This window comes from Streptomyces sp. NPDC102467 (genome assembly GCF_044765445.1).
Taxonomy (GTDB): Bacteria; Actinomycetota; Actinomycetes; order Streptomycetales; family Streptomycetaceae; genus Streptomyces.
In genome coordinates this window covers 374573-396495 of record NZ_JBIWKA010000006.1, presented here as the reverse complement: position 1 = coordinate 396495, position 21923 = coordinate 374573, and the positions used below count along the sequence as shown (strand labels likewise).

Below are 21923 nucleotides of genomic sequence, written 5' to 3'. Positions count from 1 at the left end.
CACTAGGGGCATGAAGATTCCCCCACGCTTCATCAGCGTCGCTGCCCTCGCCGCCGCTCTCTTCGTCGGCGGTCCCCTCACAGCCACCGCACAGGCCGCCCCCGCTCCTGTGGCCGCCTCCGCCTCCATGGGCTCCGCCGCCGCGGTCGGCGACATCTGCTACTCCGCCCTGCCGTCGCAGGCGCACGACACCCTGGACCTCATCGCGCAGGGCGGCCCGTACCCGTACGACCAGGACGGCGTCGTCTTCCAGAACCGCGAGGGCGTCCTGCCGTCGCAGTCCACCGGCTACTACCACGAGTACACGGTCATCACGCCGGGCTCCTCCGACCGCGGCGCCCGCCGCATCGTCACCGGCTCGGCGAGCCAGGACTACTACACGGCCGACCACTACGAATCGTTCGACCTCGTCGACCACGACTGCTGAGTCTCCGGCTCGTCCGAGTCTCTGGTTCCGCCCGGGTCTCTAGCTCGTCTTCTGGCTCTCGGCGGCCGCGAACAAGGCGATCGCGAGCACGATCAGCGCGATGCTGCCGTACACCTCGCGGCCGTCGAGGAAGCCGATGTGCTGGATCAGGCCCCAGCCGAGCCAGCCGGTGAATTCGTGGATCAGGCCGACCGCACCCTGGATCAGCGCGAGGCCGCCGACGATCTCGAGGCCCTGCCGCAACTGGTTCTTGTTCATGCCAGGAACTCTCGCCCCGCGGACCCCCCACTCACATCGGCCGCGGGGCGAGGCACGCAGGCAGCAAGTCGCTCCCCGGGCGACCGGGGGCCGACCAAAGTCGTTCGCCTCGCGACTTTGGTCGTCTTCCGTCCGCTCGGGCGGTACGGGGCCCCGGCGATGCGTAGATTTGTCGACCATGGAGGCATCGGAGCAGACGGGAACCCCCGAACGGGCGGGAACCCCCGAGGACGCGGTCGGGCCGCCGCCGCGGTGGCGCCGCCGACAGCGGCCACCGGCCGCGGCCGGTGAACTCGACCTCGACCCGGACGGCCGCCCCGGCCGCCGACGGCGCACCGCCCGGGACTGGATCGTCGACTTCAGCTGCTTCCTCATCGCCGTCGGCATCGGCATGATCGCCGCCGACCAGCTCGACCGGAACCCGAACATCTCGCACGACTTCGCCACCATCGACCAGCTCGTGGGCGCCCTGGCCTGCGCCGCGGTCTGGCTGCGCCGCCGCTGGCCGCTCGGCTTCGCCCTCGCGATGGTGCCGGTCAGCGTCCTGTCCGACAGCGCGGGCGGCGCGGTGGCGATCTCCGTCTTCACGCTGGCCGTCCACCGCCCGTTCCGCTACGTGGGCTGGGTCGCCGGCGTCTCCATGGCGCTGGTCCCGGTGTACTTGGCGGTCCGCCCCGACCCGAGCTCGCCCTACCTGGTCTCGGTCGCCTTCGCTGTGATCATCGCGGCGACCTGTGTCGGCTGGGGCATGTACGTACGCTCCCGGCGCCAGCTCCTGCTGTCGCTGCGGGACCGCGCGCACCGCGCCGAGACCGAGGCGGCGCTCCGCGCCGAACGGGCCCAGCGGCTCGCCCGTGAGGCCATCGCCCGCGAGATGCACGACGTCCTGGCCCACCGCCTGACGCTGCTGAGCGTGCACGCGGGCGCCCTGGAGTTCCGGCCCGACGCGCCCCAGGCCGAGATCGTCCGGGCCGCGGGTGTCATCCGGGAGAGCGCGCACGAAGCACTGCAGGACCTGCGCGAGATCATCGGCGTGCTGCGCGCCGCCGACCACGGCGAGGACTCCGGCCGCCCCCAGCCCACGCTCGCCGCCCTGGAGACCCTGGTCGCCAAGTCCCGCGAGGCCGGCATGAAGGTCGGCCTCGACCAGCACGTCACCGATCCGGCGGCCGTGCCCGCCTCCACGGGCCGCACCGCCTACCGCATCGCGCAGGAGGGCCTGACCAACGCCCGCAAGCACGCGCCCGGCGCCGAGGTGGCGGTCACCGTCGACGGCGCCTGCGGCGACGGCCTCACCGTCACGGTCAGCAACCCGCCACCGCCCGGCGAGGTACCGCACGTCCCCGGCTCCGGGCAGGGGCTGATCGGCCTGACCGAACGGGCCGTCCTCGCGGGCGGCCGCCTCGACCACGGACCGGCACCCGACGGCGGGTTCGTCGTCCGGGCCTGGCTGCCGTGGAGCGGCTGACCGGCCCGCACGACGATGATCCCGGCTTGGCTACGGTGGGGCCCATGAACGCGATCCGTTTGCTGCTCGTCGACGACGACCCGCTGGTCCGCTCGGGCCTGACCCTGATGCTGGGCGGCGCGCGGGACGTCGAGATCGTCGGTGAGGCGGCCGACGGCGAAGAGGCCCTCGCGGTCGCCGGTACGGTCCGGCCCGACATCGTCCTCATGGACATCCGCATGCCGAACATGGACGGGCTCACGGCCACCGAACGGTTGCGGGCGCGCGCGGACGCCCCCGAAGTGGTCGTCCTCACCACGTTCCACGCGGACGAGCAGGTACTACGGGCGCTGCGCGCGGGCGCCGCCGGCTTCGTCCTCAAGGACGCCACGCCCGCCGAGATCCTCGACGCCGTGCGCAGCGTCGTGGCGGGCGACCCCGTACTCTCGCCCGCCGTGACCCGCCAGCTGATGACCCACGCCGCGGCCTCCGAGCGCGACGTCCGCGCAGCGGGCGCCCGGCGCCGCCTGACGGGCCTGGCCGACCGCGAGCGCGACGTCGCCGTCGAGATCGGCCGCGGCAAGTCCAACGCGGAGATCGCCGCGACCCTCTACCTGAGCGTCGCCACCGTCAAGGCGCACGTCTCCCGCATCATGACCAAGCTCGACCTCAACAACCGCGTACAGATCGCGCTGCTCGTCCACGACGCGGGCCTGCTCGACACCTGACCGTCCGTACCTGGCAGGCCGGGGAATCACGGTAAATTTCACACCGTGATCAAAGACATGCTCTAAGTGTTGGGGTGAAGGGGTCGAGGGGTGGAGCGAAGGATGGCAGGACCACGTCGGCGTACGGTGCGCGATCTGCGCCGCAACAACCGGGCCACCGTACTGAGCAAGCTCTACTTCGACGGACCGCTCAGCAGACAGGAGTTGGGCCCGCTCACGGCCCTCAGCTCGGGCTCCATCAGCAATGTCGTCGCCGAGCTGGTCGCCGAGGGGCTCGTGGAGGAGGCGGGCTCCGTGGACTCCGACGGCGGCCGCCCGCGTACCCTGCTGCGCGTCACGCCCGGCAGCGGGCACGTCGTCGGGGTGGACGTCGGCGAGACCCGGGTCCGCGTCGAGCTGTTCGACCTGTCGCTGAGCGAACTCGCGCGCGTGGAAGCCCCGTTGCCCGTCGCGGCGCCGGACGGCACGTACGACGCCGATGAGGTCGTACGTCTCATCGCGGGCGGCCTCACCCAGGTCCTGGCCGGGGCCGATGTGCGGCCCGCGTCGCTCATCGGCGTCGGTGTCGGAGTGCCCGGCATAGTGGACGCCTCGGGCGCGTCCGGCGCCGTCGTGCACGGCCAGACCATCGGCTGGGCGGCCGTGCCCCTGGAAGCGATGCTGCGCGCGGCCGGCGAACTCCCGCCGGAGACCCCGCTGTTCGTGGACAACGGCGCCAAGACCCTCGGCCGCGCCGAGATGTGGTTCGGAGCGGGCCGCGGCGCCCGCAACGCGGTGATCACCCTCATCGGCTCCGGCGTCGGCGCCTGCGTGATCGCCGACGGCGTGCCCTACCAGGGCTCCTCCAGCAGCGCGGGGGAGTGGGGCCACACCGTCCTCCAGGTCGGCGGGCGGCCCTGCCGGTGCGGGTCCCGCGGCTGCCTGGAGGCGTACGTCGGCGCGGAGGCGCTCCTCGAACGGTGGCGGGAGACGGGCGGCACCTGGACGTCGCCGGACGAGGAGGGCGCGCTCGCCGAACTCCTGGCCGCCCCCGGCACCGGCCAACTCCTCGACGAGACCGCCGAGTTCCTCGGCGCGGGCATCGCCGACCTGGTCAACCTCTTCAACCCGGAGCGGATCGTCCTCGGCGGCTGGGCCGGCCTGCTGCTCGGCCCACGGCTCATCGAACCGGTGCGCCGGGCCGCCGCCGCGTACGCGCTGCGCCACCCGTTCGCGCAGACCACCGTCGAACTCGGCCGCCTCGGCGCCGACGCGGTCACGGTCGGCGCGGCGACGCTGCCGCTCGCCCGGTTCCTGGAGACCGGCGGGGCCGAGCGGGAACGGATCGTGGGCAGGGCGAGTTGGATGGGGTGAGAGCAGTGCGGTGGCGGGACGAGGACGGGAGCACGCGGCCATGGCAGACCTGAGCGAGATCGTCGACCTCGGTGAATTCGCGGACAGCGCGCGGTCGTTCTACGCCGACCCGTACCCCGTGTACGACGCGCTGCGCAGGCGCGGCACCGTGCACCGTGTGCGCACGCCGGGCCCGGGGCCCCAGGAGGAGCTCTACCTGATCGTCGGGCACGAGGCGTCCCGGGCCGCGTTCACCGACCCGCGCCTGGTCAAATCCCCGCCCTGGGGCTTCGACGACGACGTCATCGGGCGGCATCTGCTCTTCGCGGACGCGCCCGAGCACGGCAGGCTGCGCTCCCTGGTCACCCGGGAGTTCACCGCGCGCCGGGTCGCCGGGCTCGTGCCGCGCATTCAGAAGATCACGGACGAGCTGCTCGACGACATGGTGCCGCGGGGCTCCGCCGACCTGATCGCGGCGCTGGCCTTCCCGCTCCCGCTCGTCGTCATCTGCGAGCTGCTCGGCGTTCCCGACATCGACCGGGACCGCTTCCGCCGGATGTCGACGCAGGTGGTCGCGCCGACGAGCGGCGACGAGTCGGACGTCTATGTCGAACTGGCCGAGTTCCTCGACGCGTTGATCGAGGACAAGCGCTGCTCGGAGCCGGCCGACGACCTGTTGAGCGCGCTCATCAGGACCACCGCGGAGGACGGTGACCGGCTCTCCCCGTCCGAGCTGCGCGGCATGGCGTTCCTGCTGCTGGTCGCGGGCCACGAGACGACGGTGAACCTGATCGGCAACGGCGTACGCGCGCTGCTCTCGCACCCCGATCAACTGGCCGCCCTGCGCGCGGACATGAGCCTCCTCGACGGCGCGGTGGAGGAGATGCTCCGCTACGACGGCCCGGTGGAGACCGCCACCCACCGCTTCGCCGCGGGCCCCGTCGAGATCGACGGCGTGCTGATCCCGGCGGACGCGCCCGTCCTGATCGGCATCGGCTCGGCGGACCGCGACCCGGACCGCTTCGCGCACCCCGACGACTTCGACTTCCGCCGCGACGCGCGCGGGCACATGGCGTTCGGCCACGGCATCCACTTCTGCCTGGGCGCCCCCCTGGCCCGCATCGAGGGCCGCACGGCGATCCGCTCCCTGCTGGAGCGCTGCCCGGACCTGGCCCTGGACGGCGCACCGGACACCTGGCTGCCGGGAGTGCTGATGCGCGGAGTCCGGGAGCTGCCGGTGCGCTGGTAGAGCCGACGTTCCGTCAGCCGCGAGCGACGCCGCCGAAAAGCAACCCCGCCAGGGGCGCGGGGAACTGCGCGACCAGCCATGACGAACGGGCACGGGACCTACGAGCTCCACCTGCGACGGCGATCGAAAGGGACGGGCCCGAGCCGATCAAACCCCGGCCACCTCCGCCACCCGCACGGCCCTCCGCTCGGCCCGCGACAGCTCACACGCCTCCGCGACCCGCAGCGCCGCCAGCGCCTCCCAGCCGTCGCACGGATTGGGCCGCTCCCCGCGCACCACGTCGACGAAGGCCTTCAACTCGGCCTCGTACGCGGGCGCGAACCGCTCCAGGAAGCCGGGCCACGGCTTCGCGGCGGCCGGGGGGCCCTCCGGCTCCGTGGAGGCGATCGGGGTGCGGTCGTCGAGGCCCACGACCACCGTGTCGCGCTCGCCGGAGAGTTCCATCCGCACGTCGTACCCGGCGCCGTTGCACCGCGTCGCCGTGGCCGTGGCAAGGGTTCCGTCGTCCAGGGTCAGGACCACCGCCGCCGTGTCGACGTCCCCCGCCTCCCGGAACATCGAGGGCCCCGCGTCGGACCCGGTCGCGTACACCTCGACGACCTCGTGCCCCGTCACCCACCGCAGGATGTCGAAGTCGTGCACGAGGCAGTCCCGGTAGAGGCCGCCGGAGAGCGGCAGGTACGCGGCCGGGGGCGGCGCCGGGTCGGACGTCATCGCCCGCACGGTGTGCAGCCGCCCGAGCGTGCCCGCCCGTACGGTCTCGCGCGCGGCCGCGTACCCGGCGTCGAAGCGCCGCTGGAAGCCGAGTTGCAGGACGGTGCCCGCCGCCGCGACCTCGTGCAGCGCGGCCAGTGTCCCGGGCAGGTCGAGGGCGATCGGCTTCTCGCAGAACACGGGCAGTCCGGCCCGCGCCGCCCGCCCGATCAGCTCGGCGTGCGCGGCGGTGGCCGCCGTGATCACCAGGGCGTCCACGCCCCACGTGAAGAGTTCGTCGACGCTGGGCGCCGCGGTCGCCCCGATCCGGTCGGCGAGCGCGACGGCGCGCGCGGGCTCGGCGTCGGTGACGACGAGCGAGCCGACCTCCCGGTACCGCTCCAGCACACCTGCGTGAAAGGTTCCGATCCGGCCCGTTCCGATGAGTCCGATGCGCATGGACCCAACGTGCCGTCCCGCTCAAGTGCTGTCAATCCTTTGTCCTGACAAACACCCGCTCGAGACCTGCGGTGCTTTGTCCGGACAATCGAACTTCAGGACTTCCCGTCAACATCTCCCGCCGCTACGCTCGGCACGTGGCCAAACCCCTAGCCGACCCGACCGTCCCGCTCGAACTCAGCGTCGACCGCAGCAGCCCGGTCCCGCTGTACTTCCAGCTCTCCCAGCAGCTGGAGTCGGCGATCGAGCGCGGCGCCCTGACCCCCGGCAGCCTGCTGGGCAACGAGATCGAGCTGGCCGGCCGGCTCGGTCTGTCCCGGCCCACCGTCCGTCAGGCCATCCAGTCCCTCGTCGACAAGGGACTGCTCGTGCGGCGCCGTGGCGTCGGCACCCAGGTCGTGCACAGCCAGGTCAAGCGCCCCCTCGAACTGTCCAGCCTCTACGACGACCTGGAGGCCGCGGGTCAGCGCCCCGAGAGCCGGGTCCTGGTCAACACGCTGGTGCCCGCGTCCGCCGAGATCGCCGCCGCGCTCGCGATCGGCGAGGGCGAGGAGGTGCACCGCGTCGAGCGGCTGCGTCTGGCCCACGGCGAACCGTTCGCGTACCTGTGCAACCACCTGCCGACCGGCCTGCTCCCGCTGGAGGACGCGCGCCTGGAGGCCACCGGCCTGTACCGGCTGATGCGCGCGGCAGGGATCACGCTGCACAGCGCCCGCCAGTCCGTCGGCGCGCGCGCCGCCACGGCCGCCGAGGGCGAGCGCCTCGCCGAGCCGGCGGGCTCGCCGCTGCTGACGATGGAGCGCACGACGTTCGACGACAAGGGCCGCGCGGTCGAGTTCGCCTCGCACACGTACCGGGCCTCTCGCTACTCCTTCGAGTTCCAGCTCCTCGTACGTTCCTGAAGGCGATTGCGGGCGATCGGCGACCGTAGTCCGAATGTTCTGACAAAGTCATTGACGCTGCGAGGGGACCCCGCTACAAACTCCTCCAGCCGCACCGCGCGGCCGGAGGAGAGGTGGCTCCACGATGCGCACGCGTATGCCCCGTACAGCTCGCACGGCCGCGGCCCTCGTCGCGGTGATCGCCCTCGCCGCCGGATGCAGCGGATCGGGCGGCAAGGATTCCGAGAACGCCGAGAACGGAGCGAACGGCGCGGACAGTTCCCAGGGCGGCAAGGGGGTCTCCACGCCCCGCCTCAAGATCGCGATGATCACGCACTCCGGTGAGGGCGACACCTTCTGGGACATCGTGCGCAGCGGCGCCGAGCAGGCCGCCGACAAGGACAACGTCGACTTCCTCTACTCGAACGACAACGAAGCCAAGGGACAGGCCGAACTCGTCCAGGCCGCGATCGACAAGAAGGTCGACGGGATCGTCGTCACGCTCGCCAAGCCGGAGGCCACGCGGGCGGTGCTCGCCAAGGCGAAGGCCGCGGGCATCCCGGTGGTCTCGATCAACTCGGGCTCGGAGTTCTCGCAGAAGTTCGGCGCGCTCAGCCACATCGGCCAGGAGGAGGCCGTCGCCGGTGAGGCCGTCGGCACCAGGCTGGCGCAGGAGGGCCGCAAGAAGACCCTGTGCGTCATTCACGAGCAGGGCAACGTCTCGCTGGAGCAGCGCTGCGCGGGCGTCAAGAAGACCTTCAAGGGCACCGTCGAGAACCTGAACGTCGACGGCACGAACGCCCCGAACGCCCAGTCCTCCATCGAGGCCAAGCTCCAGGCCGACACGTCCATCGACGCGATCGTGGCGCTCGGCGCCCCCGTGGCCGCCCTCGCGGTGAAGGCGAAGGGTGACGCGGACAGCAAGGCGGAGATCGCCACCTTCGACCTGAACGCCGAGGTCGTCCGGCGGCTGAAGGCGAAGGAGGTCACCTTCGCGGTCGACCAGCAGCCGTATCTGCAGGGCTATCTGGCGGTCGACGAACTATGGCTCCACGAGACCAACGGCAATGTGCTGGGCGGCGGGAAACCCGTGTTCACCGGACCCGCGCTCGTCACGGCCAAAGACGTGCCCCAGCTGGAGAAGTACACCGCGCGCGGTACCCGGTGAACCGTTGGATGATCCCCGTGACTCATACTTGTGCGTTTGGGACCGCGAAGCGGTCTTCAAGGACCGGTGACCGGTCCACCGGGACCGGCTCCTCGCCGCCCCCGGTGTATGACGCAGCAGACCTAGAAGGGCACGGCCTCGTGGCACGGTTTCGGACCTGGGTGAGCATCGCCGTAGCGGGGGCGCTCGGCCTCTCGCTGGCGGGATGCAGCAGCACCGGCGGCAAGCGGGCGGAGGACGCCAGGAAGGCACAGACCGCCCAGGGCAAGGCCGCGGTGAACACCCCGCGCTGGACGTTCGCCATGATCACCCACTCGGGTGACGGCGACACCTTCTGGGACATCGTCCAGAACGGCGCCAAGCAGGCCGCCGTCAAGGACAACATCAACTTCCTCTACTCGCACAACGACGAGGCGAACCAGCAGGCGCAGCTCGTCGATGCCGCTATCGACAAGAAGGTCGACGGCATCATTGTCACGCTCGCCAAGCCGGACGCGATGAAGGCGGCCCTGACCCGCGCCGAGAAGGCCGGCATCCCGGTCATCACGGTGAACTCGGGCTCCGCGGAGTCCAAGAAGTTCGGCGCGCTCACCCACATCGGCCAGGACGAGAAGATCGCGGGCGAGGCCGTCGGCGAGGAGCTCAACAAGCGGGGCAAGAAGAAGGCCCTGTGCATCCTGCACGAGCAGGGCAACGTCGGCCACGAGCAGCGCTGCGCGGGTGCCAAGGAGACCTTCAAGGGCACGATGACGAACCTGTACGTCGAGGGCACCAACATGCCCGACGTGCAGTCCTCCATCGAGGCGAAGCTGCAGTCCGACAGTTCCGTCGACGCGGTCGTCACGCTCGGCGCCCCCTTCGCGGCCACCGCGGTGAAGGCCAAGGAGGACGCGGGCAGCAAGGCCGAGATCGACACGTTCGACCTGAACGAGAAGGTCGCCCAGGGCCTCCAGGACGACTCGCTGGGCTTCGCCGTCGACCAGCAGCCCTACCTTCAGGGCTACGAGGCCGTGGACCTGCTCTGGCTCTACCGGTACAACGCCAACGTGCTCGGCGGCGGCAAGCCGGTCCTCACAGGACCGCAGATCGTCACCAAGGACCAGGCCGCCAAGCTCGCTGACTACGCGAAGCGGGGGACACGATGACGACCACGACTCCCGAGCCGCAACTCGACGAGCGTGTGCTGAGAACCTCGCCCTGGAAGAAGCTCCTCGGCCGTCCCGAGCTCGGCTCGATCGTCGGCGCCGTCGCCGTCTTCATCTTCTTCGCGATCTTCGCGGACAGCTTCCTGCGGGCCGCCAGCCTCGCGACCGTCCTCTACGCGGCCTCGACCCTCGGCATCATGGCCGTCCCGGTCGCGCTGCTGATGATCGGCGGCGAGTTCGACCTGTCGGCGGGTGTCCTGGTGACGTCGTCGGCGCTGATCTCGTCCATGTTCAGCTACCAGATGACGGCGAACACCTGGGTCGGCGTAGGAGTGTCCCTCCTCGTCACCCTCGCCATCGGCGTCTTCAACGGCTTCATGCTCACCCGCACCAAGCTGCCCAGTTTCATCATCACGCTGGGCACGTTCCTGATGCTGACCGGCATGAACCTGGGCTTCACCAAGCTGATCAGCGGCACGGTCTCGACGAAGTCGATCTCCGACATGCAGGGCTTCTCCTCCGCGAAGTCCGTCTTCGCCTCCACGTTCACCATCGGCGGCGTCGACTTCAAGATCACCATCATCTGGTGGCTCGCCCTCATCCTGGTCGCCACCTGGATCCTGCTGCGCACCCGCGTCGGCAACTGGATCTTCGCGGTCGGCGGCGACCTGGACGCGGCCCGCGCGGTCGGCGTCCCGGTCAACAAGACCAAGATCGGCCTGTACATGGGTGTCGCCTTCGGCGCCTGGATCTCCGGCCAGCACCTGCTCTTCTCGTACGACGTCGTGCAGTCCGGCGAAGGGGTCGGCAACGAGCTGATCTACATCGTCGCTGCCGTCATCGGCGGCTGTCTGATCACCGGCGGCTACGGCTCGGCGGTCGGCGCGGCCATCGGCGCGCTGATCTTCGGCATGACCAGCAAGGGCATCGTGTTCGCCGAGTGGAACTCGGACTGGTTCAAGTTCTTCCTCGGGGCGATGCTGCTCCTCGCGACCCTGCTCAACGCGTGGGTCCGCAAGCGCGCGGAGGCGATCAAGTGAGCACGGACGACGCACTGACCCCGGACGAAGCGACCACCGAGGCGCGTACGCCCCTGGTCGAACTCACCGGCGTCAGTAAGTACTACGGCAACATCAAGGCCCTGGAGGACGTCTCGCTCGTCGTGAACGCGGGCGAGATCTCCTGCGTCCTCGGCGACAACGGCGCCGGCAAGTCCACCCTCATCAAGATCATCGCGGGGCTGCACCGGCACGACGCGGGCTCCTTCACGATCGACGGCGAGGAGGCGAAACTGGCCAACCCGCGCGAGGCCCTCGACCGCGGCATCGCCACGGTCTACCAGAACCTCGCCGTCGTCCCGCTGATGCCGGTGTGGCGCAACTTCTTCCTTGGCTCCGAGCCGACGAAGGGCAAGGGCCCCTTCAAGCGCCTGGACGTCGACCTCATGCGCCGGACGACCCGCGAGGAACTCCTGCGCATGGGCATCGACCTGCGCGACGTCGACCAGCCCGTCGGCACGCTCTCCGGCGGTGAGCGCCAGTGCGTCGCCATCGCCCGCGCCGTCTACTTCGGCGCGAAGGTCCTGGTCCTCGACGAGCCCACCGCCGCGCTCGGCGTCAAGCAGTCAGGCGTCGTCCTGAAGTACGTGGCCGCGGCGCGGGACGCGGGCCTCGGCGTGGTCCTCATCACGCACAACCCGCACCATGCCTACCTGGTCGCCGACCGGTTCGTCCTGCTCAAGCGGGGCGCGATGTTCGGCAGCCACACGCGGGACGAGATCACCCTCGACGAGCTGACCCGGCAGATGGCGGGCGGCAACGAGCTGGACGACCTCCGTCATGAGCTGGAGCGCGCGCCTGTGCCTACGCATTTGGGCGGGCATGGGGCCGGCGGGGCCGAGAAGTAGCGCGGGTCCGCTGTGGCGCGGGTCAGCCGTTGCGCGGGCGTTGCGCGGGTTCGCCGTGGCGCCGGGGGTCCATAGGCGTCTGCGGACCGGTGGGGGCTGAGCGCGCCCCGCGCCCCTGAGATGCGCACTGCGTGCGCCATCTCAGAGGGCGCGTAACGCGCCCCATGGGGCTGCGGCGGAGCCGCATGCCTCAGGGGCGCGGGGAACTGCGCGAGAAGCCCCACCGGGCCGCGGCCGCGTACGAGAGGCGCGCCACCCGGCCCCTGGGTCGCGACCCGAACCATAGAAACCCGGCATGCGGCGGAGCCGGTGCGTGAGGCAGAATCGCCGCAATGAGCACCTACCGCGACCTAGCCCACCGGGGCAGCGCCCGGGCCACCGTCCTGCGGACGGTCGGCACCCGGGAGCGCCGCTCGCACCTGACGGCCCCCCGCGTCCCCACCGTCGGCATCGACATCGGCGGCACGAAGGTGATGGCGGGTGTCGTGGACGCGGACGGCATCATCCTGGAGACGCTGCGGGTCGAGACGCCCGACAAGTCGAAGAGCCCCAAGGTCGTCGAGGACACCATCACCGAGCTGGTCCTCGACCTGTCCGACCGGCACGACGTCCACGCGGTGGGGATCGGCGCGGCCGGCTGGGTCGACGCGGACCGCAACCGCGTCCTGTTCGCCCCGCACCTGTCCTGGCGCAACGAGCCGCTGCGCGACCGGCTCGCGGGCCGTCTCTCCGTCCCGGTCCTGGTCGACAACGACGCGAACACCGCCGCCTGGGCGGAGTGGCGGTTCGGCGCGGGCCGCGGCGAGGAGCACCTCGTCATGATCACCCTCGGCACCGGGATCGGCGGCGCGATCCTGGAGGACGGGCAGGTCAAGCGCGGCAAGTTCGGCGTCGCAGGCGAGTTCGGCCATATGCAGGTCGTCCCCGGCGGACACCGCTGCCCGTGCGGCAACCGCGGCTGCTGGGAGCAGTACAGCTCAGGCAACGCGCTGGTCCGCGAGGCCCGCGAGCTCGCCGCCGCCGACTCCCCGGTCGCGTACAACATCATCGAGCGGGTCAAGGGCAGCGTCCCCGACATCACCGGGCCGCTCATCACCGAGCTGGCCCGCGAGGGCGACGCCATGTGCATCGAGCTGCTCCAGGACATCGGCCAGTGGCTCGGCGTCGGCATCGCCAACCTCGCCGCCGCCCTCGACCCCTCCTGCTTCGTCATCGGCGGGGGCGTCTCCGCCGCCGACGACCTGCTCATCGGCCCCGCCCGCGAAGCCTTCAGGCGGCACCTCACCGGCCGCGGCTACCGCCCCGAGGCCCGCATCGCCCGCGCCCAGCTCGGCCCCGAGGCCGGCATGGTCGGCGCCGCGGACCTCGCCCGCCTGGTCGCCCGCCGCTTCCGTCGCGCCAAGCGCCGCCGCGTGGAGCGTTACGAGCGCTACGAGAGGTACGCCCGCACGCTCGGCGACGCCGAGGGCCAGTGAGACCGGAGCGACAGGAATGCCAGCAATGACGACCGTGCCCCGCCAGCCCTCGTCCCCGGACGAGGAGCCGCCGCGCCAGGACCGGGGCCGGGTGATCCGCCGCCGCGCCCTCACCCTCCTGACGATCGTGCTGCTCATCGGGATCCCCGCCGGATACCTGGTGATCTCCGCGAACCAGAGCCGCAACAGCGGCAAGGACAAGGAGGCCAAGTACTCGGCGACCGGGCTGACCATCGGCTGGCCGTCCAAGGTCCAGCGCCGTCTCTACGGGATTCCGGTCCCCCCGTCCTCCCGCGACGTCGCCTACTACGAGACGAACAACTACAAGGTCAGCCGCCTGTACACGCAGTTCCTCACCGACGACGACGGCCTGGACACGTTCCTGAAGAAGATCAACAGCGACGCGGCCGAGCTCAAAGAGGGCGACCTCGCGATCAGCGACCGCGACCGGGACGTGGCCGGCTGGGATTTCACAGGACCCGGCCCCTGGTACGGCCTGACCCACACCGAGAAGGACCCGTCCCCGAACCAGACCGTCGTGGTGAACCGCTCGAATCCGGACCACCCCATGGTCTACGTGGTCTCGATGACGCACCCCTGAGAGCCTGCCTTGAACCCCGGTCAGGTCGACCAGATGACGCCGCCGTTCTGCACGATGACGACCTTGCCGTCGGCCCGCAGGAGCAGTTGGGCGCCCTCGTGGCCGTGGCTCTTGGAGGCCCAGATGGGGCGGTCGTCGCCGTTGTGGATGACCAGGTTGCCGTCGGTCTGGAAGATGGCCCGGTGGTTGGCGCCGAAGGTCATGGCCGCCCAGATGGGCTTGTCCTTCTCGTTGTAGACGACGAGGTTGCCGTCGGCCTGCATGACCATCCGGATGCGGTTGGTCGTCCAGGCCTGATTGACCTCGAGGACGCTGGGCGCGGAGACGGTCGCGGTGCTCCAGTGCGGTTGCGGGGCCGCCTTGGGGGTGGGCTTCTTCTTGGGCGGCGCGCTCGTCGCGGTCTTCTGGGGGACGGGCACGGCGGCCGGGGGCTTCGCGGTGACCGTCGGCACCGGGCTCTTCTTCGGCGGGTCTTTGTGGGGGGACGCACTGGGCGTCTCGGCCACGTAGTCGCCCAGGGCGGCGGGAGCGGACTCCGGGTTCAGGACGGTGTCGGCGCCCGCCGCGCTCTTCACCGTGTCGCTGCGGCCGTCGTCCCCCGCCCCGATCAGCAGCAGCGGTATCGCGATCAGGGCGGCGCCCGCGACCGCCGCTCCCGCCAGGACCGGCTTGCGGGGCCGTCCGCCGTTGACGCCGGTGCCGGACTTGGTACCCGACGGCGTCGTCCCGACGGCCGCCGCCACAGCGACGGACTTCTTGGGTGCTTCGACGGTCTTCTCGGCCAAGGCGGGTGCTGGTGCCGAAGCGGGTGCGGGTGCGGGTGCGGGTGCTTGTGCCGGGGCCGTGGTGGGCTCGGCTTCCTGATGACCTTCGGCGGCGTGACCCTCGGCGGCCGGGCTCGGCGTTTCCGCCTCCGGTGCCGGGGGCCCGGTCTCTTCCGCGTGGGCGGCGGCCGCCTTCGCGTTCGCGCCGGCGGCCTGGGGCTCGGGGGACATGCGGTACTCCTCCTCGGTGGCGGAGCTGTCGGTGGCGGAGCTGTCGGCGGGGGAGAGGCCCATCTCGTACGGCTCGGGCCGGACGGCCGGAAGGCGCCGTACGCCGAAGTGGCCGACGGCGTAACCAACTTAGCCCGTCGCCGGAACGACAACCCTCCCTTCCCTCCCAACCCTCCTGACCGGGCCGTCACTTTGTCCGCTCTCGTCTCACAACTCCCGTAAAGTTCAGGACTCGGGCAGAGAACGGGCACGTGGAAGCCCGATCCGGAGCTTTCCCGGCGCCCTGTCAAAGAGGCGCGTGTGGCATCCTGTTGGCTCCCTGACTTGATCAGTGTCGGCGTGTGCGCAAGCCGTTCGGCACCCAAGAATTCGTACGGACCACGAGAGTTCAGGTGGAGATGCGGCCCGGAGAACGGCAAGAGGGCAGGCATGCGGACGAACCCACCGCGGCCACCGACGTCCCCGACATACCCGAGGCCGTGCGGGCCGCCGCACGGCTGGCGCCGGGGCACTGGGTCGGGGTGGTCGACCCGGAGTGGACCGAGGAGCGGACGCCACCGCAGTGGGCGGTGCTGGGGGAGTGGCAGTCGGACGGGGACGGGGCCGTCGCGGAGTACCGCGCCAACCCGGAGTACCGGCCCTCGGCCCGGGCCCTCGGCTGGCCCGAGCCCACCGACCCGGTGGACGCGGCGGCACAGCGGGCGGCCGCCGGCTACGGCTCGGTGGACGAGGCGCTGGCGGTGCTCGCGGAGACCGAGGTCACCGTGGTGCGCGCACCGGACGGCGCGCCGCTCACGGCCGCGGGCGAGGACGGGGCGCCCGTGGTGCTGTTGTTCACCTCGTCGGCACACGCGTTCATGTCCCCGGCACTTCGGCATGACACGCTCCCGGCCCGGGAGTTGGCCCGTTCGCTGAGCGGTTCCGGCACCTTGCTGCTGGCCAACGCCGGAGCGGCGGCCCCTCTGCTCGTCCCGGCGGACCGTCTCCTCGCTCCCGTGGCCGAGCCGGCCGCCGAGGGCGCAGGGGCCCTCCCCGGCACGGCAGTCCATACCGCTCCTCCGGTCGAGGTCCCCGCCGCGGACCGGACCGCCAGCTCTCCTGAACTCCGGCCCCACATTCCCGGGAGGACCCCGTGACGCGCACGTCCCGCACCGACGGCGAGGAGACGGCCGTGACCGCCGCCGCCTCCGCTGCCTCCACCGCCGAGACCGGGCCCAAGTCCGAGCCCGTAGAGGCGAAGTCGGAGCCCGAGGCCGGTACGAAGGCCGTCGCCGGTGGCGCCGAGGCCGGTACGAAGCCGGCCGCTCAGGGCTCGACCTCGACCTCTACCCCGACGCCGACCTCGACCGTAAAAGCAGAGGCCGAGACAGAGGCGAAATCTGAGGCAGAGGCGGAGCCAAAAGCAGAAGCCGGAAGTGAGGCCGGGAGCGAGGCCGACCCCGGCGCCGCCGCCGCGGCCAAGAGCCGGCTGCCCGCGCTCGTACGGACCATGACCGCGACCGCGATCGACCAGCCGGACCAGCGGGCCAGGCCGGTGGGACGGCCGGGCAAGGCGGTGCTGGCCGGCGCCGCCGTGATCGGGGCGCTGCTCGTCTCGGTGCCGTTCCTGGTGCTCGGTGGGGACGACGACAACAACGACCGCAAGGAGACGACGGCGGCGGGCACCGTGCTCGACGGGAGCGCGCAGGACACGCCGGGCGCGTTCTCGGAGGCCACGCCCAGCGGCAGCGCCTCGGCCGACGGCAAGAAGGACGCCAAGAAGAGCGAGAAGGCAGGGAACACCGTTCCCGAGATCCCCGCGGGCAAGAGCGGGAGCGCGGACGAGCCGAAGGCCGACGCCGATAAGAAGACCGCGGAGACGCAGAAGCAGACGAAGAAGCAGAGCGACACCAAGAAGTCCGACAGCAAGAAGAACACGACCGCCAAGGCGCCTGCCGTGACGTTCAGCGGCCCCGTCTCCTTCCGTAGCCCGCTCTCGGGGCGCTGTCTCGACGTGCCGAACGCCAACTTCACCGACGGCAAGAAGCTGATCATCTGGGACTGCACGGGCCTCGAGGCGCAGCGCTGGCAGATCGGCTCCGACGGCACCATCCGCATCGGCGGCCTGTGCCTGGACGTCGCCAACGCGAACTTCACCCCCCACGCCCTCATGCAGATCGCCCGGTGCAACGGCACCAGCGCCCAGAAGTTCGTCCTGAACTCGCGCCACGAGATCTTCAACACCGGCTCGGGCCTGTGCGTGGACATCAAGGGCAGCAACCCGAACAACAAGACCCCGGTGCAACTGTGGACCTGCAACGGCGCCGACGCCCAGAAGTGGTACTTCTGACCGGCCGCCGTGGTGCGGGGGCGCCGAGCCGGGCGTCCGCCCGCCCCGAGCGCAAGGCATGATGAGATCGTCGGCTCGCCGACACGCGCCCCGGCAAAGCGGGGGCGCCCGCTGAAGACGCCGCCACGGCAAGGAGGTTGGTGCGTGTCGCGCCAGGTACTGACGGTCGGTCCAGGGGACCAGGACCGCTACCGGACGATCGGTGAGGCACTCGCTGCCGCCCGGACCGGCGCGCTCATCAGCGTCCGGCCCGGGACATACACGGAGAATCTGGTGATCCACACCCGGGTCACCCTCACCGCCGCCGAAGGACGCGGGACGGTGGAGATCCGGCCGCGCTCGGGCAGCGTGCTCGCGTTGCGCGCCGACGCCGTGATGCTCACCGAGCTGACCCTGCGCGGCGGCGACGCCGAACAGCCGGCCGTGGACGTACGGCGCGGGCAGGCCGCCCTCGACGGCTGCGAGATCATCGGCGCCGCCTGGACCGCGCTGCTCGCCGGCGGCACCGGTTCGCTCGCGCTGCGCGAGTGCCGGGTGAGCAACCCGAAGGGCGCGGGCGTCGTGGTCACCTCGACCACGCCCACCACCGTGGAGTCCTGCACCTTCGAGCACCTGGGCACCAGCGGCCTGGTCGTCGCGGAGCAGGGCGAGGCGCGGGTGCGCGGCTGCACGGTGCGCGACGCCCGCGGCAACGGCGTGCTCGCCAATGGCGAGTCCCGCGGCACCATCGAGGACTGCGACATCTCCTCCACGGACAAGCCCTCGATCGCCCTGGAACAGAACAGTTCCCTCTCGGTGATCCGCACCGTGGTGCACGACACCAGCACGGGCGTGCATCTCAGCAGCGCGGGCCGCACCACCCTTGAGGACGTCCGCGTCAGCGGAGCCTCCGGGCACGGGATCGCGCTGGCCGCGGGTACCGACCCCGTGCTGCGCCGCTGCCGTGTCTCGCGCTCCCGCGGCCACGGCGTGCTCGTCACCGACCGGGCGCGCGGCACCTTCGAGGACTGCTGGGTGGACGGCGCGGGCAGCGCCGCGCTGCGCGTCGCCGGGGCCGCCTCCCCGGCACTGACCGGCCTGACCGTGCGCGACTGCGAGCACGCCGGACTGCTCCTCGAGGAGGACGCGGCACCGGAGCTGGACCGCCTCGAGGTGATCGGTGGCTCGCCCGCGATCGCGCTGAGCGGCGGCGCCAACCCGATGCTGCGCAGGGCCCGCCTCGTGGAACCCGCGGGCGACGGCATCACCGCGGCCAAGGACGCCCGGGGCCGCGTCGAGGACTGCGAGGTCGTCCGGCCGAAGGGCGCGGGCGTGCGCGTGTCCTCCGGCAGCACCCTGTACCTGGCCGGTGGCGGGGTCTCCGACTCCGCGACCGGCGGCCTGGTCGTGGAGGACGGCGGCAACGTCACGGTCCGCGACTTCCGCGTGGAGATATCCGGCGAGGAGGGCGTCCTGGTCGCCGCGGGCGGCGAGTTGACCGCCAACCGTACGTCGGTGCATGCCGCGAAGGGCCACGGCTTCCTGCTGAGCGAGGGCGCACTCGCCTCGCTCAGCGGCTGCGAGGCCACCGGCGGCGCCCAGGACGGCTTCCGGGTCGAATCCACCGCGCCGGTCTCGCTCGTCAACTGCCTGGCCCGGGAGAACGAGGGCGGCGGCCTGGTGCAGACCGCGCCCGGCGACCGGCTCGCCGTCGACGGCCTGAACAGCACCGGCAACGGCAAGCGCGACGCCTGGGGCAGCGGCAGTGCCGAGAACACCGACCCGGCCGGATCGGGCGCCGCCGACGGGCCCGCGCCGGACCGCGAGGACGGCCCGCTCGGCGCCCTCAACGCGCTGATCGGCCTGGAGAACGTCAAGCAGCAGGTGCGCACCCTGGTCAACCTGACCCAGCTCGCCCGGCGCCGTGAACAACTCGGCATGCTGGCCCCGCCGATGAGCCGCCACCTGATCTTCGCCGGGCCCCCCGGCACCGGTAAGACCACCGTCGCCCGCCTCTATGGCGCGATCCTCGCCGAACTGGGCTCGCTGCGCAGCGGGCACCTCGTGGAGGTCTCCCGCGCCGACCTGGTCGCCCAGGTCGTCGGCGGTACCGCGATCAAGACGAGCGAGACCTTCCAACGGGCCCTCGGCGGCGTGCTGTTCATCGACGAGGCATACACGCTCACCTCGGACAGCGGCAACGGCGGCGCCGACTTCGGCAAGGAGGCGGTGGACACCCTGCTGAAGCTGATGGAGGACCACCGCGACGAGGTGGTGGTGGTCGCGGCCGGCTACTCCCGCGAGATGGAGTCCTTCCTCGGCTCCAACCCGGGCCTGGCCTCCCGCTTCTCACGGACCGTCGAGTTCGAGAACTACTCGGTGCCCGACCTGGTCGCGATCATGGAGAGCATGTGCGCCCAGCACCAGTACGAACTGGGGGAGGGCACCGCGGCGGCCCTCGCCGCGCACTTCGAGGCGCTGCCGCGCGACGCCGGCTTCGGCAACGGCCGTGCCGCACGCGGGGTGTTCGAGGAGATGGTGGACCGCCAGGCGGTCCGGCTCTCCGCCCAGGACCAGGTCGGTGAGCACGACCTGCGGCTGCTGCTGCCGGACGACGTCTCCGCGACCGCCGCGGGCACGAGTGCCGGTACCGCCGTACCGGACGACGACCCGCTGACCCGCCTCGGCGACATGATCGGCCTGTCCGAGGTGAAGCGCGACGTCGCCGACCTGGTCAACCTGATCACCACCGCCCGCCACCGGGCCGCCGCCGGACTCCCGGTGCCCTCGCTCAGCCACCACCTGGTCTTCACAGGACCGCCCGGCACCGGCAAGACCACCGTCGCCCGCCTCTACGGAGAGATCCTGACCCAGCTCGGCATCCTGGAGCGGGGCCAGATGGTCGAGGCGGCCCGCGCCGACCTGGTCGGCCGCTACATCGGCCATACCGCCCAGCTGACCCGCGAGGTCTTCGAACGGGCCCGGGGCGGTGTCCTGTTCATCGACGAGGCGTACACCCTCACCCCGCGCGGCGAGGGCGCCGACTTCGGGCAGGAGGCGGTGGACACCCTGCTGAAGCTGATGGAGGACCACCGCGACGAGGTGATCGTCATCGTCGCCGGCTACACCGACGAGATGGAGCGCTTCCTCGGCTCCAACCCGGGCCTCGCCTCCCGCTTCCCGCGCCGGATCACCTTCGACGACTACTCCTCCGAGGAACTGGTCACCATCGTGCGTGCCCAGGCCACGAGCATGGGCTACGAATGCGGCCCCGGCACCGGCCCGCTGCTCAAGGAGTACTTCGACGCGCTGCCCCGCGACCGCTCGTTCGGCAACGCGCGCCTGGCCCGCCAGATGGTCGACCTGATGGTCACCCGGCAGGCGGGACGGCTCAGTTCGCTGACCGCGCCCACCCTCGACGACCTGCGTGTCCTGTCGCCCGAAGACGTGAGCGCGGCGGCCGCCCCGAAGGCGGCCCGGTGAGGCCGCCCGCCCGCAGGGGCGCCCGCCTGCTGTCCGGCGCGGGGCTCGCCGCCGCCCTGCTGCTGCCCGCCGTCGCACCGGCCGGGGCGGCCGACGGCAAGAGCCAGGAACTGCCCGCCATGCCCTCCGCGTTGGACCCCGACGCCGAGCAGACGAACTGCGTCCCCGCCTCCAAGGAGACGGCGAAGAAGCAGGACTGGTCGCGCCAGCGCCTCGACCTGGACCGGATGCACCGGCACAGCACCGGCGAGGGAGTGACCGTCGCCCTGATCGACACCGGTGTCGCCCCCGGCGCCGCCGGACTCGACGGACGGGTCACCGCCCAGGGCAGCGCCGCCGACGACTGCGTCGGGCACGGCACCTTCCTCGCCGGGCTGATCGCCGGGACCGGCGGGGCAGGGCCGCGCCTGGCCGGAGTGGCCCCGGCCGCGAAGATCCTGGCGCTGCGCGGCACCGACCGGCTCGGCGAGGCGAGCGCGGGCCTGGTCGCCACGGCGCTGCGCGAGGCGACCGCGGCCCACGCGGACGTGATCGCCGTCGGGGTGGCGCTGCCCGGCCGCGACAAGGACGTCACCCGCGCGGTCGCCGAAGCGCGCGACGCGGGCGCGGTGGTGGTCGCCGCGGCCACCCCGGACCCGGCCTCTTCGACGGCCGGCGGCGACAAGGTCCCGGCCCGCACGTACTGGCCGGCCGGTGAGCCCGGTGTCCTCTCGGTCGCCGGCATGCTCCCCAGCGGCGCCCGCCCGGACAACTCCCTGGCCACCGACGGCATCGACCTGGCCGCCCCCGGCGCCGGAGTGGTCTCGGGCGGCCCGCGCGGCACCGGGCACTACCTCGGCAGCGGGGCCTCGGTGGCCGCCGCCTACGCCGCAGGCGCCGCCGCCGCGGTGCGCGCCGTCCGCCCCGACGACTCCGCCGACGCCGTCACGCGCCGCCTGACCGCCACCGCGTACCCGGCCGACATCCCGCAGCTGGACCCCTACGCCGCCGTCACGGCCGTGCTGGACGGCTCCGGCTCCGGCTCTGGTGCGGCGGCGGGCGCAGCGCGCGCCGTGGACCCCGTGACCGTCCGCGACACCTCGGGCGCCGACCGCGCCACCGGCCGCGCCACCCTCTTCGTCCTCCTCGGCTCGGCCGCTGTCCTCGCCGCGCTCTGGGCCGGGTTCGCCCTGTCCCGGGCCCGCGCGCGGGGCTGGCGCCCGGCACAGGCGGACGCGGCAACCAGCGACTGAACGGCTGAACGACTGAGCGGCGGGGGGGGGGGCGGGGGGGGCCCCCCCCCCCGGGGGGGGGGGGCGGCCCCGAAAGCAGCGCCGGGGGCCCTCCCCCGCGGCCCCCGCCCACCCCGCCGGGGGCGTACGCGCCCCC

The 21923-nt window shown here is 72.2% G+C and carries 19 protein-coding genes; 16 read left to right on the top strand and 3 right to left on the bottom strand.

All coding sequences use genetic code 11. From position 1 onward, the window contains the following. Positions 1-10 precede the first annotated feature (10 nt). Positions 11-427 (top strand): ribonuclease domain-containing protein, encoded by a 417-nt coding sequence (locus ACIREE_RS14830; protein WP_404151023.1) that lies wholly within the window; start codon positions 11-13, stop codon positions 425-427. Positions 428-466: 39 nt separating this feature from the next. On the opposite strand, the gene ACIREE_RS14825 is transcribed toward ACIREE_RS14830, so the two are convergent. Further along, the gene (locus ACIREE_RS14825; RefSeq protein WP_404151021.1) at positions 467-685 is read right to left on the bottom strand and encodes a hypothetical protein; all 219 of its coding nucleotides are present in this window, start codon (positions 683-685) and stop codon (positions 467-469) included. A 178-nt stretch (positions 686-863) separates the two neighbouring features. On the opposite strand from ACIREE_RS14825, the gene ACIREE_RS14820 reads away from it, so the two are divergent. From ACIREE_RS14820 to ACIREE_RS14805, 4 genes are all read left to right on the top strand, one after another. Beyond that, positions 864-2153: a sensor histidine kinase gene (locus ACIREE_RS14820; protein WP_404151019.1), complete on the top strand. Its 1290-nt coding sequence runs from the start codon at positions 864-866 to the stop codon at positions 2151-2153. Between the two features lie 44 nt (positions 2154-2197). Then, on the top strand, positions 2198-2860 hold the full coding sequence (locus ACIREE_RS14815) for a response regulator (RefSeq protein WP_404151017.1): 663 nt from the start codon (positions 2198-2200) through the stop codon (positions 2858-2860). A 102-nt stretch (positions 2861-2962) separates the two neighbouring features. After that, entirely contained in the window at positions 2963-4213 is a 1251-nt protein-coding gene (locus ACIREE_RS14810) for an ROK family protein (protein ID WP_404151015.1), read from the top strand. A 40-nt stretch (positions 4214-4253) separates the two neighbouring features. Beyond that, a complete protein-coding gene (locus ACIREE_RS14805; RefSeq protein WP_404151013.1) occupies positions 4254-5441 on the top strand; it encodes a cytochrome P450 in 1188 nt (395 codons plus the stop codon). Positions 5442-5588: 147 nt separating this feature from the next. Here ACIREE_RS14805 and ACIREE_RS14800 read toward each other — a convergent pair whose 3' ends face one another. Beyond that, positions 5589-6593 (bottom strand): Gfo/Idh/MocA family oxidoreductase, encoded by a 1005-nt coding sequence (locus ACIREE_RS14800; RefSeq protein ID WP_404151012.1) that lies wholly within the window; start codon positions 6591-6593, stop codon positions 5589-5591. 137 nt (positions 6594-6730) lie between these two features. Here ACIREE_RS14800 and ACIREE_RS14795 point away from each other — a divergent pair, with 137 nt between their 5' ends. From ACIREE_RS14795 to ACIREE_RS14765, 7 genes are all read left to right on the top strand, one after another. Continuing rightward, a complete protein-coding gene (locus tag ACIREE_RS14795; protein WP_404151010.1) occupies positions 6731-7495 on the top strand; it encodes a GntR family transcriptional regulator in 765 nt (254 codons plus the stop codon). 136 nt (positions 7496-7631) lie between these two features. Further along, positions 7632-8642, top strand: coding sequence for a sugar ABC transporter substrate-binding protein (locus tag ACIREE_RS14790; RefSeq protein ID WP_404151009.1), 1011 nt, complete (start codon positions 7632-7634; stop codon positions 8640-8642). Positions 8643-8782: 140 nt separating this feature from the next. Next, the gene (locus ACIREE_RS14785; RefSeq protein ID WP_404151007.1) at positions 8783-9787 is read left to right on the top strand and encodes a sugar ABC transporter substrate-binding protein; all 1005 of its coding nucleotides are present in this window, start codon (positions 8783-8785) and stop codon (positions 9785-9787) included. Then, a complete protein-coding gene (locus ACIREE_RS14780) occupies positions 9784-10827 on the top strand; it encodes an ABC transporter permease (protein WP_404151005.1) in 1044 nt (347 codons plus the stop codon). The genes ACIREE_RS14785 and ACIREE_RS14780 overlap by 4 nt, the downstream gene beginning before the upstream one ends. Then, the gene (locus ACIREE_RS14775; RefSeq protein WP_404151004.1) at positions 10824-11693 is read left to right on the top strand and encodes an ATP-binding cassette domain-containing protein; all 870 of its coding nucleotides are present in this window, start codon (positions 10824-10826) and stop codon (positions 11691-11693) included. Before ACIREE_RS14780 ends, ACIREE_RS14775 begins: the two co-directional genes overlap by 4 nt. Before the next feature lie 332 nt (positions 11694-12025). Then, positions 12026-13168, top strand: coding sequence for an ROK family glucokinase (locus ACIREE_RS14770; RefSeq protein WP_404151002.1), 1143 nt, complete (start codon positions 12026-12028; stop codon positions 13166-13168). Positions 13169-13193: 25 nt separating this feature from the next. Then, positions 13194-13769: a sugar kinase gene (locus ACIREE_RS14765; protein WP_404151000.1), complete on the top strand. Its 576-nt coding sequence runs from the start codon at positions 13194-13196 to the stop codon at positions 13767-13769. 20 nt (positions 13770-13789) lie between these two features. Here ACIREE_RS14765 and ACIREE_RS14760 read toward each other — a convergent pair whose 3' ends face one another. Then, complete coding sequence (locus ACIREE_RS14760; protein WP_404150998.1) at positions 13790-14827, bottom strand: mannose-binding protein; 1038 nt, start codon at positions 14825-14827, stop codon at positions 13790-13792. A gap of 335 nt (positions 14828-15162) precedes the next feature. Between ACIREE_RS14760 and ACIREE_RS14755 the strand changes: the two genes are divergently transcribed. From ACIREE_RS14755 to ACIREE_RS14740, 4 genes are all read left to right on the top strand, one after another. Further along, positions 15163-15900 carry a type VII secretion system-associated protein gene (locus ACIREE_RS14755; protein ID WP_404151231.1) on the top strand — a complete coding sequence of 246 codons (738 nt, stop codon included), beginning with the start codon at positions 15163-15165 and terminating at the stop codon, positions 15898-15900. Further along, on the top strand, positions 15897-17093 hold the full coding sequence (locus ACIREE_RS14750) for a ricin-type beta-trefoil lectin domain protein (RefSeq protein WP_404150996.1): 1197 nt from the start codon (positions 15897-15899) through the stop codon (positions 17091-17093). Before ACIREE_RS14755 ends, ACIREE_RS14750 begins: the two co-directional genes overlap by 4 nt. Positions 17094-17237: 144 nt before the next feature. Beyond that, positions 17238-20555, top strand: a complete 3318-nt coding sequence (locus ACIREE_RS14745) for a right-handed parallel beta-helix repeat-containing protein (protein ID WP_404150994.1) — start codon at positions 17238-17240, stop codon at positions 20553-20555. Further along, entirely contained in the window at positions 20552-21787 is a 1236-nt protein-coding gene (locus tag ACIREE_RS14740; protein ID WP_404150992.1) for a S8 family serine peptidase, read from the top strand. The genes ACIREE_RS14745 and ACIREE_RS14740 overlap by 4 nt, the downstream gene beginning before the upstream one ends. Positions 21788-21923: the final 136 nt, after the last annotated feature.

Excerpts from the sequence above, each read along its gene's own strand:
- ACIREE_RS14790 (WP_404151009.1), top strand. The coding sequence starts at position 7,632 with ATGCCCCGTACAGCTCGCACGGCCGCGGCCCTCGTCGCGGTGATCGCC.
- ACIREE_RS14825 (WP_404151021.1), bottom strand. The coding sequence starts at position 685 with ATGAACAAGAACCAGTTGCGGCAGGGCCTCGAGATCGTCGGCGGCCTC.
- ACIREE_RS14765 (WP_404151000.1), top strand. The coding sequence starts at position 13,194 with ATGACGACCGTGCCCCGCCAGCCCTCGTCCCCGGACGAGGAGCCGCCG.
- ACIREE_RS14805 (WP_404151013.1), top strand. The coding sequence starts at position 4,254 with ATGGCAGACCTGAGCGAGATCGTCGACCTCGGTGAATTCGCGGACAGC.
- ACIREE_RS14820 (WP_404151019.1), top strand. The coding sequence starts at position 864 with ATGGAGGCATCGGAGCAGACGGGAACCCCCGAACGGGCGGGAACCCCC.
- ACIREE_RS14770 (WP_404151002.1), top strand. The coding sequence starts at position 12,026 with ATGAGCACCTACCGCGACCTAGCCCACCGGGGCAGCGCCCGGGCCACC.
- ACIREE_RS14800 (WP_404151012.1), bottom strand. The coding sequence starts at position 6,593 with ATGCGCATCGGACTCATCGGAACGGGCCGGATCGGAACCTTTCACGCA.
- ACIREE_RS14815 (WP_404151017.1), top strand. The coding sequence starts at position 2,198 with ATGAACGCGATCCGTTTGCTGCTCGTCGACGACGACCCGCTGGTCCGC.
- ACIREE_RS14810 (WP_404151015.1), top strand. The coding sequence starts at position 2,963 with ATGGCAGGACCACGTCGGCGTACGGTGCGCGATCTGCGCCGCAACAAC.
- ACIREE_RS14830 (WP_404151023.1), top strand. The coding sequence starts at position 11 with ATGAAGATTCCCCCACGCTTCATCAGCGTCGCTGCCCTCGCCGCCGCT.
- ACIREE_RS14755 (WP_404151231.1), top strand. The coding sequence starts at position 15,163 with ATGCGGCCCGGAGAACGGCAAGAGGGCAGGCATGCGGACGAACCCACC.
- ACIREE_RS14760 (WP_404150998.1), bottom strand. The coding sequence starts at position 14,827 with ATGGGCCTCTCCCCCGCCGACAGCTCCGCCACCGACAGCTCCGCCACC.
- ACIREE_RS14780 (WP_404151005.1), top strand. The coding sequence starts at position 9,784 with ATGACGACCACGACTCCCGAGCCGCAACTCGACGAGCGTGTGCTGAGA.